The sequence below is a fragment of the Salarchaeum sp. III genome, from assembly GCF_036418315.1.
GTDB lineage: Archaea > Halobacteriota > Halobacteria > Halobacteriales > Halobacteriaceae > Salarchaeum.
In genome coordinates this window covers 25,013-36,486 of the sequence record NZ_JAZHPG010000011.1, presented here as the reverse complement: position 1 = coordinate 36,486, position 11,474 = coordinate 25,013, and the positions used below count along the sequence as shown (strand labels likewise).

The 11,474-nt window shown below is 64.8% G+C and carries 14 protein-coding genes and 1 tRNA gene; 7 read left to right on the top strand and 8 right to left on the bottom strand.

Features of this window, described 5'->3' with window-relative positions; genetic code table 11:
* Positions 1-69: 69 nt before the first annotated feature.
* The 3 genes from U3A55_RS01010 to U3A55_RS01000 all read right to left on the bottom strand — a co-directional run bounded on the left by U3A55_RS01010 (position 70) and on the right by U3A55_RS01000 (position 1,904).
* Positions 70-143 (bottom strand) — tRNA-Thr (locus tag U3A55_RS01010).
* A gap of 49 nt (positions 144-192) precedes the next feature.
* Entirely contained in the window at positions 193-738 is a 546-nt protein-coding gene (locus U3A55_RS01005) for a hypothetical protein (RefSeq protein ID WP_330989655.1), read from the bottom strand.
* Between the two features lie 182 nt (positions 739-920).
* Positions 921-1,904: a class I SAM-dependent methyltransferase gene (locus U3A55_RS01000; RefSeq protein ID WP_330989654.1), complete on the bottom strand. Its 984-nt coding sequence runs from the start codon at positions 1,902-1,904 to the stop codon at positions 921-923.
* Positions 1,905-1,990: 86 nt separating this feature from the next.
* On the opposite strand from U3A55_RS01000, the gene dph5 reads away from it, so the two are divergent.
* The gene (gene dph5, locus U3A55_RS00995; protein WP_330989653.1) at positions 1,991-2,839 is read left to right on the top strand and encodes a diphthine synthase; all 849 of its coding nucleotides are present in this window, start codon (positions 1,991-1,993) and stop codon (positions 2,837-2,839) included.
* A gap of 16 nt (positions 2,840-2,855) precedes the next feature.
* Here dph5 and U3A55_RS00990 read toward each other — a convergent pair whose 3' ends face one another.
* The 3 genes from U3A55_RS00990 to U3A55_RS00980 are packed head-to-tail and all read right to left on the bottom strand — an operon-like array spanning position 2,856 to position 5,210.
* On the bottom strand, positions 2,856-3,635 hold the full coding sequence (locus tag U3A55_RS00990; protein ID WP_330989652.1) for a VOC family protein: 780 nt from the start codon (positions 3,633-3,635) through the stop codon (positions 2,856-2,858).
* Positions 3,636-3,666: 31 nt separating this feature from the next.
* The gene (locus U3A55_RS00985; protein WP_330989651.1) at positions 3,667-4,101 is read right to left on the bottom strand and encodes a hypothetical protein; all 435 of its coding nucleotides are present in this window, start codon (positions 4,099-4,101) and stop codon (positions 3,667-3,669) included.
* A complete protein-coding gene (locus U3A55_RS00980; protein WP_330989650.1) occupies positions 4,098-5,210 on the bottom strand; it encodes an OBG GTPase family GTP-binding protein in 1,113 nt (370 codons plus the stop codon). Before U3A55_RS00980 ends, U3A55_RS00985 begins: the two co-directional genes overlap by 4 nt.
* 108 nt (positions 5,211-5,318) lie before the next feature.
* Here U3A55_RS00980 and U3A55_RS00975 point away from each other — a divergent pair, with 108 nt between their 5' ends.
* The 3 genes from U3A55_RS00975 (at position 5,319) to U3A55_RS00965 (ending at position 7,400) form a co-directional block, all read left to right on the top strand.
* On the top strand, positions 5,319-5,519 hold the full coding sequence (locus tag U3A55_RS00975; protein WP_330989649.1) for a VNG_1110C family protein: 201 nt from the start codon (positions 5,319-5,321) through the stop codon (positions 5,517-5,519).
* Between the two features lie 39 nt (positions 5,520-5,558).
* Entirely contained in the window at positions 5,559-6,038 is a 480-nt protein-coding gene (locus U3A55_RS00970; protein WP_330989648.1) for a 50S ribosomal protein L11, read from the top strand.
* Between the two features lie 153 nt (positions 6,039-6,191).
* Complete coding sequence (locus tag U3A55_RS00965) at positions 6,192-7,400, top strand: outer membrane protein assembly factor BamB family protein (protein WP_330989647.1); 1,209 nt, start codon at positions 6,192-6,194, stop codon at positions 7,398-7,400.
* A gap of 1 nt (position 7,401) precedes the next feature.
* On the opposite strand, the gene U3A55_RS00960 is transcribed toward U3A55_RS00965, so the two are convergent.
* The gene (locus U3A55_RS00960; protein ID WP_330989646.1) at positions 7,402-8,241 is read right to left on the bottom strand and encodes a fructosamine kinase family protein; all 840 of its coding nucleotides are present in this window, start codon (positions 8,239-8,241) and stop codon (positions 7,402-7,404) included.
* A 256-nt stretch (positions 8,242-8,497) separates the two neighbouring features.
* The gene (locus tag U3A55_RS00955; RefSeq protein WP_330989645.1) at positions 8,498-8,965 is read right to left on the bottom strand and encodes a hypothetical protein; all 468 of its coding nucleotides are present in this window, start codon (positions 8,963-8,965) and stop codon (positions 8,498-8,500) included.
* Positions 8,966-9,446: 481 nt separating this feature from the next.
* Here U3A55_RS00955 and U3A55_RS00950 point away from each other — a divergent pair, with 481 nt between their 5' ends.
* The 3 genes from U3A55_RS00950 to rpl12p are packed head-to-tail and all read left to right on the top strand — an operon-like array spanning position 9,447 to position 11,468.
* Positions 9,447-10,082 carry a 50S ribosomal protein L1 gene (locus U3A55_RS00950; RefSeq protein ID WP_330989644.1) on the top strand — a complete coding sequence of 212 codons (636 nt, stop codon included), beginning with the start codon at positions 9,447-9,449 and terminating at the stop codon, positions 10,080-10,082.
* A gap of 1 nt (position 10,083) precedes the next feature.
* Positions 10,084-11,127, top strand: coding sequence for a 50S ribosomal protein L10 (locus U3A55_RS00945; RefSeq protein WP_330989643.1), 1,044 nt, complete (start codon positions 10,084-10,086; stop codon positions 11,125-11,127).
* A gap of 2 nt (positions 11,128-11,129) precedes the next feature.
* Complete coding sequence (gene rpl12p / locus U3A55_RS00940) at positions 11,130-11,468, top strand: 50S ribosomal protein P1 (RefSeq protein WP_330989642.1); 339 nt, start codon at positions 11,130-11,132, stop codon at positions 11,466-11,468.
* Positions 11,469-11,474: the final 6 nt, after the last annotated feature.

Here is an 11,474-nt window from a genome sequence, read left to right as displayed (position 1 = left end):
CAACGCTAAAAAGGGTCGGACCGGCCTATCGAGGGACCTGTTGCTGTGGGCGGTGAACGCCAGTAGAAGAGCCGGTAAAGGGATTTGAACCCTTGGCCTATTCCTTACGAAGGAATCGCTCTACCAGTCTGAGCTATACCGGCGCGCCTTCGCATTCACTCGTAGCCGGATGATAGAAATAAGGCTGTCGAATCAGGCCCGGAGTCGGCGGGCGGGCGCGAGTATGCGGCGGGGGAGCCAGCGGGCGAACGCGACGACCGGGTGGAGGCGTCCCCAGCGGGGCGGGGTGGCGCGATAGCCGCCGTCCACGTGTTCGGCGTGGCCTTTGCTGGCGAGGTAGGAGAGCGCGGGTTCGACGCGAGTTTCGGTGAGGTCGAGGGTGTCCGCGAGTTCACTGGGTGTTCGCGGGCCGTCGGCGTTCTTGAGTTCTCGATTGACTGCGTTCATGGTCTGCATGCGGAGCATGGCTTCGGTGCCGTCGTCGTCTGCGCCCCGAACGAACGCGTGCGTCTCGGTGTCGTCGCCGTCTCGTGCTTTGGTGTAGGCGTCGAGGACCGTCCAGGCGCCGACCCCGGCGAGCAGGCCCACGACCACGACAGCCGGCATACTGCCTTGACCCGACATACCGCCCGGACTCGTGAGTGCGACGAACCCGGCAGCGGCGACGACGAGCGCGCCGTACACGCCCTGCGAGGTCTCATCAGGGAGGTTTCGAGCGTCTACCAGCCAGTCAGCCACGGCGACACCGCCGATCAATATGAGCATATATGCGGCAGTAAAAGCGCTCATACCTCCGAAAACCACCAGTATCGAAACCACCGCCAAGAGGCCGCCGATCGCGCGGGCGTGTTCGTTTTCGAGAATGGAGGGCGTTCGCGGCATACCTGATACGTGTCGGTTCGCGAGAAATAAACGTTCCGTCAGTCCCGGGTGAGGCGGACGTCGAGGCAGACGTTGTACTCGTGGGGGGCGTACGACCGGACGGTGTGCCGGGTTTCGACGGTCACGTCGTAGTCGGGTTCGGCGGCGTCCCGGATGGCGTGCTCGCCCGGTCCGAATCGGTCGTCCTCGTGCTGGATGTCGTAGTAGTGAATCGTGCAGTCGTCGCCGGCGAGGCGGACGGCGGTGTCGAGGAACTCCTGTGCCGAGTGCGGGAGGTTCATCACGAGGCGGTCCGCCCAGTTCTCGTAGTCGGCGGCGAGGTCGCGCACGTCGTCCGCGTGCGCGGTGATGCGGTCTTCGACGCCGTTCCGGCGGGCGTTCTCGCGGAGGTAGTCGATTGCGGCCTCGTTGATGTCGGTGGCGACGACCTCGGCGCCCGCGTCCGCTATCGGAATCGCGTACGGGCCGACGCCCGCGAACATGTCGAACGCGTTCTCACCCGTTTCGACCTGTTCGACGACGCGGTGGCGTTCGGTGGCGAGGCGCGGCGAGAAGTACACCTCGGTGATGTCGAGCGCGAACTCGTGGCCGTACTCGCGGTGGACGGTCTCGGTACTCTCACCGACGAGCACGTCCCAGTCGCGGACGCGAGTTTCGCCCTTCACCTTCGACGCGCGGTTCACGACGGTCTTCGCGCGCACGTCCGACTCCAGGATGGCGTCCGCAATCCGGCGGGCGCGCTCCGGGTCGTCCTCGTCCACGATGACGACGTCGCCGAGGCGCTCGTACGTCGGTTCGAAGCCGAGAACGTCGGCGGGCGTCGTCGGCGTCCGGCGCTCGGGCACGTCGTGCACGGCCACGGTGAGGTCGTCGGGTACCGCGTCGGTGTCGGTGACGGGGATGTAGATGGTTCCGTCGTCGACGACGATGTCGAACTCGGGCGCGACGAGGTCCGCGTCCGCGAGCTCTTGCCGCGTCTCCTCCCCCTCTGCGACGGGGGCGCGCACGCACGGGACTTCCATACTCGCTCTCGGCGACGCCGGGGTTTACGCCTTCGGCTTCACGCCGAACCCGAAACCGAAAAACGCCCGCGCCCCCGAACACGGGTATGCTCACGTTCGTCGGCCTCGGGCTCTACGACGAGGAATCCATCACCATCGAGGGACGCGGGGCCGTCCGGGAGGCGGACCGCGCGTTCGCGGAGTTCTACACCAGCCACCTCGTCGGTGCGGACGTCGACGACCTCGAATCCTATCACGGGGTCGATATCGAAGTACGCGACCGCGAGGGCGTCGAACAGAACCCCGAGCCGATTCTCGACGCGGCCGAGTCCGACGACGTGGTGTTTCTCACCGCGGGCGACACGATGATTTCGACGACGCACGTCGACCTCCGACTGCGCGCGCACGACCGCGGCATCGACACGCGCGTGATTCACGCGCCCACCGCGGAGTCCGCGGCATCATCACTTACGGGCCTCCAGAACTACCGGTTCGGGAAGGCGACAACGCTGCCGTTCGAATGGGTGCACGGCGCGGACGGCGTCCCCGCATCAGTCACGGACACCATCGAGGACAACCGCGAGCGCGGCCTGCACACGCTCTGCTACCTCGACATCAAGGTCGGGGAAACCCCTCCCAGCAACCGAACCGCGGGACGGCTCGGTGACAAGGTGGACAACCCCTACCGGGAGGGAGACGACTACATGACCGCGAGCCATGCTGCCGGCCTGCTCGCGGAACACTGGAATCCGGACGCGCTCGGCGTCGTCGTCGCCCGCGCGGGAGCACCTGACTCACTCGTCGAAGCGGACACGCTCGAATCGCTCGCGGACCGTGATTTCGGCGACCCACTCCACTTGCTCGTGATTCCGGGCGACCTCCACCACGTCGAAGCGGACGCGCTCACCGGACTCGCAGGAGCGCCGGAAGACGTAGTCGACGAACGGACCGTGTAGGAGACGGGCGGACTGCTTAGGACCGGTCGACCGGTGAGTTCTCGGGGTTCAGAATCTCTATTTCGTGGCCGTCCGGGTCCTTCGTGAACGCGTACTTGTCGTCGCAGGACTCGGGGTCGCGGTAGTCCTCGGCCTCCCGCGTCATGAGGGTGTCCCAGTCGTCGTGGAGGTCGCTCGTGCGCACGGCGAGGTGGCCCCAGGCGTCACCGAGGTCGTAGCTGCGGCCGTCGTAATTATAGGTGAGTTCGACCGTCATCGCCTCCTCTGCGGCGCCCTCGGGTTTGAGGAAGTAGTTCGCGAACGTGTCGGCTTCCCAGCGGCCGGCGTGTTCGTACTCGAACTTCCGCGTCCAGAATCCGAGGTGCTGGTCGGCGTCCTCGACGCGAATCATCGTGTGGTCGAGGCTCCACTTCGCGCCGTGGTCACGTTCGACGATTTCGATTTCGTGGCCGTCTGGGTCCGTGACGAACGCGTAGCCGGGGTTGTCCTCGGGGCGCCGGTAGTCCTCGACGCCCTCGTCCATCAGGTCGTAGTACGCGTCGTGTACGTCCTCGACGCGGACGGCGATGTGGCCCCAGGCGTCACCGAGGTCGTAGTCCTCCTCGCCCTCGTTGTGGGTGAGTTCGAGGAGCGCGCCGTCCTCGTGAACGTCCTCGGGGCCGAGGTAGACGATGGTGAAACCGTCGCCGTCCCAGCGTCCCTTCTCCTCGTAGTCGAAGTGGGACTGATACCAGTCCATGGACTCCTCGAGGTCGCTCACGCGAATCATCGTGTGGTCGAGCACGAAGTCACTCATAGTCGAGTGCTGGGACGGGGGCGGCGTAAACCTACTGGGGTCGGAACGCCCTGCCGCGAACGCGGCGGTAGTCCCAGACGGCGACCGCGAGCAGGCAGAGCGCGCCGAGCGGGAGCGTGAGGTAGTCCCGAGTGGTGTAGAAGCCGACGGCGAAGTAGAGTTCGTTCAGGCCCGCGAGCGCCAGGAGGCCGTCGGTCACGCGGTGGTCTTCGAGGCCGAACGCCGCGAGCACGAGGCTGAGGAGGGCGAGCGCGTAGAGGAGGACGCCGGTGAGCCACGCGCTGAACCAGCCGCCGGGGACGACGGCATTGTCGAGGTAGGTGGCGAGGTCGGTGACGTGGAACGAGGGAGTGAAACTGAGGAGGCCGTAGGCCGCGAACCCGCCCGCGCCGCCGTCGTAGAAATACACGGTCCACGGGATGACGCCCGCGAGAACGACGGCGAGCGCGCGCGTTCTGTCTCTCATCTGCGGGCGACGACGCGCAACACGTCCTCGTCTTCGAGGACGTGGTCTCTCCCCACTTGCTGGTCGTCGTGCTGGGCGCTCGGCCCCGTAACGCGCGCGAACCGGAAGCGCTCGTCGAGCGTCCCGCCGAGTTTGTGGAGGGCGTCGTCGACGGTCGCGCCGCGCTCGATAACGAGCGGCTCCTCCCAGTCGATACCGCGCCCGGGCTTGTCCATGTAGACGCGAATGAGGCCGAGTTCCTCCCACATTCGCTCCTTGAAGCCGTCCAGTCCCTTCTCCTCGTACGCGCTGATGAACACGGCTTCCTCGGGGTCGATGTCGCGCTCCCGCAACCCTTCTTTTACCGTGTCCACGTAGGACGGTTCGATGAGGTCGACCTTGTTCACGGCGACCATCGACGGGAGGTAGACGCGATTGTCCATCACGCCGTCCACGAGCTGGTCCACGTCCGGGTTCCCGCGAATAGACACGTCCGCGTTCACGAACCCTTGCTCGCGGAGGATTTCGCGGACGGTGTCGTGGTCGAGCTCCATATCGCCCGACGTGTTCACGTCGATACCGCCCTTTCCCTTCCGCGTCACGCGGACCGCGGGCGGCTCCTGGTCCAGTCGAATCTTCGTGTTGTAGAGTTCGTCGTCGAGACGGTCGTACTGCTCGATTTCGAACGCGGACAGCACGAACACGATGAGGTCCGCGGACCGGACGACGGAGAGCACTTCCTTCCCGCCACCGCGTCCGCCCGCAGCGCCCTCGATGAGGCCGGGGACGTCCAGTATCTGGATGTCCGCACCCCGGTATTCGAGCATTCCGGGGTTCACGTCCAGCGTCGTGAACTCGTACGCGCCGACCTCGCTGTCCGCGTTCGTCAGCGCGTTCACGAGCGTTGACTTCCCGACGGAGGGGAACCCGACGAGCGCCACCGTCGCGTCCCCGTGCTGCTTCACGGAGTACCCGCTCCCGCCGCCAGACCCGGACTGCTGGGCTTCCAGCTTCTCCTTCTTCTCGGCGAGCTTCGACTTCAGGCGGCCGACGTGGGCTTCGGTGGACTTGTTGTACGGAGTGTTGGCGATTTCCTCCTCCAACTCCTCGATCTCCTCCTCCAGTCCCATTGGAGCGCCCTACGCCGGTCCCGCCTTTATTCCTGTTCATCAGGCCGCCATCGCCGACCTCGTTCGCTTTCGACACGTTAAAGCCCTGAACCCCTGCATGTCCGCGTGATGCCCGACCCAGAGAGTTTGCGCGACAGCACCCAGATCGTCCTCCCCGCGGACGATCTCCGGGAGCACCGCGCGGACATTAACGACCGGTTCGTCGTCACGGTCGTAGACGAGGACGGGCTCTCCCGAATTATCGGTAGTCCCGTCGAAATCAAGGCTGTCAACGACTACCTCACTCGTCAGGGAGTCAGCCTCCCCTGAAAGGTAATCCTTAAAACTGCGGCGACAGTTCGGATAGGTATGGCTGAGACTATCGAAGTGCTCGTACCCGGCGGTCAGGCCAACCCCGGCCCGCCGCTCGGTCCCGAGCTCGGACCGACGCCCGTCGACGTACAGGCAGTCGTCGAGGAGATTAACGACCAGACCGCCGCATTCGACGGCACGGAAGTGCCCGTCACCATCGAGTACGAGGAGGACGGCTCCTTCAGTATCGAAGTCGGCGTCCCGCCGACGGCGGAACTCATCAAGGACGAGGCCGGCTTCGAGACCGGTAGCGGCGAACCGCAGGAGAACTTCGTCGCCGACATCTCCATCGACCAGCTCAAGAGCATCGCGGAGCAGAAGAAGCCCGACCTCCTCGCGTACGACACGAAGAACGCCGCGAAGGAAGTCGCCGGCACGTGCGTCACGCTCGGTGTCACCATCGAGGGCGAGGACGCGCGCGGCTTCAAGAAACGCGTCGACAACGGCGAGTTCGACGACGTGCTGGCTGAGGCGTAAGCCGAAGCCAGCGCCAGCAGGACGCAGCCGGGTCCTGCGTTGTTCTCGCTGAAGCGTAAACGCAGCGAGCAGCGGGTTTTCGCGGTTTCGACTCCGACCGACGAGCGGCGCGGCCGCGGAAGTACTAAGTGTTGCATCCCGAATGAGTTCGGTATGCCCTCCAGCGAACCCGCGTCGAGTCGCCGGAGCGCGCTCGCGGCGGTCGGAGCCGCGGTGAGCGCGTCGATAGCCGGGTGTTCCGGGATTCGGGACGCCGTCCGTAACCGAGGAGTGGAGCGGCCCGAGCGACAGGTGGCCGCGGAGTGGACGCCGTCGCCGGGACAGTGGCCGATGAACGGCTATAGTTACGCTCGCCGGAGCCACAACCCGCACGCGACGCCGCCGCGGGAGTCGCCGTCCGTCGCGTGGTCGTGGACGGTTCCGGGCGATATCGCGGACATCGTCGTCGTGGACGACCGCGCGTACGTGCGGACGAGCGACGCGCTCGTCGCGCTCGACGCGAGGGACGGACGCGTTCGGTGGCGGCGGCCGCGGTCCACGCCCGGGTCGCTCCTGTACGTCGCGGGACGGCTGTACGACGCCGAGAACGAGACCTTGCGCGCGCTCACGCCCGCCGGAACGCCGACGTGGACGCACGACGTTGAGATTTCGCCGCTCTCGTACGCCGTGTTTGAGCGCGCGGGCTGGGTGTATCTGCTCGCGCGAGACACCGCCGTCCGATTGCACGCGGACACCGGCGAGGTCGTCTCGACCGCCGAACGCGACGTGTTCGTTCCGACGACGGCGGGCGGCCCGGTCTACACGGGCCGGTTCTCGTTCGGCGCGTTCGACGTGTCCGACGGATTCGACCGACGGTGGGTGATGGAGGCGGACAGCGGCTACACGGCGTACGATGGGGCCGCGGTCGCCGGCGACACCGTCTACCGGCCGGAAGCCGTGTTCCACGGGTCGCCGTCCGGCCGGCTCGGACTGTACCGGACCGCGGACGGCGGCGTGCGTGCGGCTATCCCGTTCGAGCACACGCCGTTCTCGCCCGCCGTGACCGGGAACGAGGTGTTCGTCAGCACAGCGACCGTGACCGCGGGCAGCATCGGAACCGGCGGCGGGCTGATTGCGCTCTCCCGGGACGGGTTCGAGCGGTGGACGTACGCGCCGGACGCGAGTCTCACCGCGCCCGTGTCCGCGAACGACGCGGTGTACGTCGGTCCGTGGGCGAACGACGACGTGCCGCTCGTCGCGTTCGACGCCACGGCGGGACGCGAGCTGTGGCGTCTCCCCGTGACGGGAACGCCGTCGCTCGCCGCGGCCGGGAATACGCTGTACGTCGCGACGAGCGAGCGCGTTCGCGCGCTCCGCGAGTGAGTCAGTAGCCGAGCCTGTCGAGTCTGTCCGCGGCCCACCGATCGTACTCCTCGTCGGGGAAGTGGTAGGCGTGGTCGAGCGCGAAGTAGAGTTCGTACAGGGGGCGGCGGTCCTCGAACGCGGGGTCGACATCCAGCACCGTCTCGTAGCCGTTCCTGAAGTCTTCGCCGAGGCCGCACCAGTCGGCGTACGCGAGTTCGACCTCGTGGTGGCCGTACCAGGGCGCGGGGTCGAGGAGCGCGCGCACGTCGTTCTCGGCGGGAATGGCGTTGTTCCGCCAGAGGTCGCCGTGGAGGAAGCGGGGCGTGGGGTTGTCGGGGAGGAGGTCGTGGGTGTCGTCCGCGAGCGCGTGAACGCGCGCCCGCGTGTCGTCGTCGACGCCCTCGTGGCGGTGTGCGGCGTCGGCGACCGGGCGGAGACGGTACTCGCCGAAGAAGGCCGGCCAGTCCCCGGTTCGAGGGTTCGGCTGTTCGAACCGTCCCTTCCACGTGGGTTCGGGCCAGCCGTAGGCGTCGGCAGTCTCCCCGTGGAGGCGAGCGACCAGCCGTCCGAGCGCGCGTTCGGCGTCCGGCGTCCACTCGTCGCCGGGGACGTATTCGAGCACGAGCACGTCCTCGGTCGCACAGACGACGGACGGAACAGGTGCGCCGTGGTCGGCGAGCACGCGGAGGCTCCGGGCTTCGACGTCGAGCGGCGCCGGGCCGGTCTTCACGGCGACGGACTGACCGGAGTCCAGGCCGGCGCGCCACACCCGCCCGATTTCGCCGCCCGAGAGTTCGGTGAGGCGGACGACGATGGCGTCGGTCGCGGCCTCGACCTGGCGCGTCGGGAAGTTCGGCACACTGCGTCGTCCGCGCTCCGCGCGTGTGAACCCTGTGATCGCGCGGACGTGGCATTATCAGTAAAAGTAGCTGCAACCTCACCGAGAAATTGTCTCCTGGAATTCATTTGAACCCTTATTGTACTCAACCTTAAAATTTCTTATCTAATTGTAGTTATTATGGATAGTAATCAACTAGCCAATAGAAATCGTCCAGTTGACCTTGTGTTCTCAAAAATGGAACAAACTCTGCCCTGGCCCACAAACGTCTCGTATATTACTCACGAATGTGTTCTCCATTTCTTGGATCCGGGACGGATTCGTTCCCATCTGACCGAATTCGATAAATTGATGAATCGTTGATGAAATAGTATGTAGTATAAAAATCATCGGAGGCCAATCGATTACCATCCTCTATATACGTTTTTTTCGCTTCCAGCTCCAATCGGACGATATATCCTGCGTCGGTGGTATTCACTAATTCTTCCTCAACGACTCCTACGCTAAGTTCAATAGTTTGGTTGGTTAACTCGCGGTTCCATTTATACGCCTCCTCGACTTGTTTTGCGAATGCGACAACGTTCTTGTGCGTGAGATTGTCTGGAGTTTCCGGAATTGATTTTTCGGTTAAACTGTGGTCTGGTGTCCTGTCCCACTGGTCCGCTGTAGGCTCCGAGGGATTGAAAGTACATCCTGCCGTGAGGACAAGCAGTGCAACAACAAATGTGCTGATGTGAAGGCGCATATATTTTATTGAAGATATAACATTAAATAGTTAGGGAGGTGGTGACGTACAGTCTACGCCGGAGAGTCCAGATTGAAAACGAGCAGTGTTCAGCTTAGCTGGGCCAATGCGGCGGTTTACTACGGATACCAGAATGATCACAATCGGCATCTATGCTTGTAACACCGAGACGTTATCGGAGCGCGATGTTCCCGCCACATAGCGGGATACCGGATTTCGCCACAGACTCAGGTGTTGTTCCTCGCTCCACAAACCCCGCCTCGACGCAGTCGCTATCATCCCGGGGCGGACGAGTTCGTTTGACCACTCGAACCTCGCTCCGCCTCACCATTCGTCCTTATCTGAACAGGTGCGCCCTCTTCTCGCGTAACGACGGCCTTAAGTGCGGCATACTCGTTGTTCGGGACGAGACAGGCGTAGCCTGTTTCACTGACCCGTAGGAGCTCCCCGGAAGGGGGCAAGTACACTACGGAGGTGAAAGATGGCAGATGACATAGACGAGGCAGTCTCTCAAGCGATCGACGAGGCCCCCGAGCGGAACTTCCGCGAGACGGTGGACCTCGCCGTGAACCTGCGAGACCTGGACCTCAACGACCCGTCGAATCGTGTCGACGAGAGCGTCGTGCTGCCGTCGGGAACCGGACAGGAGACACAGATTGTGGTGTTCGCCGAGGGCGAGACCGCCGTTCGCGCCGAGGACGTCGCTGACGACGTGCTCGACGGGGACGAGCTGTCCGACCTCGGGGACGACGATGACGCTGCAAAAGACCTCGCCGACGAAACGGACTTCTTCGTCGCCGAAGCGTCCATGATGCAGGACATCGGTCGATACCTCGGTACTGTGCTCGGTCCGCGCGGGAAGATGCCGACCCCGCTCCAGCCCGACGACGACGTTGTCGAGACCGTAAACCGCATGAAGAACACCGTGCAGCTTCGTTCGCGCGACCGGCGTACCTTCCACACCCGCGTGGGTGCGGAGGACATGACGCCGGAAGACATCGCGGACAACATCGACGTTATCGTGCGTCGACTGCACGCAACGCTCGAAAAAGGCCCGCTCAACGTGGACTCCATCTACGTGAAGACCACGATGGGGCCGTCCGTCGAGGTGGCCTGAGATGTCCGCAGAAACTGAGCGCACCACCGACCACATTCCGGAGTGGAAGCAGGAGGAAGTCGATAATCTCGTCGAGATTATCGAGTCCTACGACAGCATCGGCGTCGTGAACGTCGCCGGTATTCCGAGCCGACAGCTCCAGGACATGCGGCGCGCGCTCCACGGGAGCGCCGAACTCCGCATGAGCCGGAACACCCTGCTCGTGCGCGCGCTCGAAGAAGTGGACAGCGGCCTCGAAGACCTCACCGAGTACGTGAGCGATCAGGTCGGACTCGTCGGAACGAACGATAACCCGTTCGGGCTGTACAAGCAGCTCGAAGCGTCGAAGACTCCCGCGCCCATCAACGCTGGCGAGGTCGCGCCGAACGACATCGTCATTCCCGAGGGCGACACGGGCGTCGACCCGGGCCCGTTCGTCGGCGAACTCCAGCAGATCGGTGCCGACGCGCGGATTCAGGAGGGGTCCATTCAGGTGCTCTCCGACTCCGTGGTCGTGGAGGAGGGCGAGGTCGTCAGCGACGACGTCGCCAACGTCCTCTCCGAGCTCGGTATCGAGCCGAAGGAAGTCGGTCTCGACCTCCGCGCGGTGTACTCCGAGGGCGTGCTGTTCATGCCCGACGAGCTCGCCATCGACGTGGACGAGTACCGCGCGGACATCCAGTCCGCCGCGGCCGCCGCTCGGAACCTCTCCGTCAACGCGGAGTACCCGACGGCGCAGACCGCGCCGACGCTGCTCGCGAAGGCCGCCGGCGAGGCGAAGAGCCTCGGTATTCACGCGGCCGTCGAGAGCCCCGAGCTCGCGGACGACCTCGTTGCGAAAGCGGACGCGCAGGTGCGTGCGCTCGCGGCGCAGATCGACGACGACGAGGCGCTCCCGGAGGAACTCCGCGGCGTCGAAGTCGAGCAGTCCACGGTCGAGGAGACCGCGGACGAGGACGAGGACGAACAGGCTACTGAAGAAGCGGAATCCGAGGAAGGCGAATCCAGCGAGGACGAGGACGACGAGTCCGGCGCCGAAGGTCTCGGAAACATGTTTGGTGACTAATAATGGAGTACGTTTACGCAGCACTCATCCTGAACGAATCGGGCGAGGAGATTAACGAAGACAACCTCACGTCGGTCCTCGAATCGGCCGGCGTCGACGTCGAGGAATCCCGCGTCAAGGCGCTCGTCGCCGCGCTGGAGGACGTCGACATCGAGGACGCCATCGAGACGGCTGCTGCGGCGCCCGCCGCGGGCGGCGCTGCCGCCGGTGGCTCCGCTGAGGGCGGCGCCGAAGAAGAATCCGAGGAAGAGGCCGAGGAGGCCGAGGCCGAGGAAGAAGAGGAAGCAGAAGAGGAGGACGAAGAGGCCAGCGGCGAGGGTCTCGGCGACCTCTTCGGCTAAGTCCGT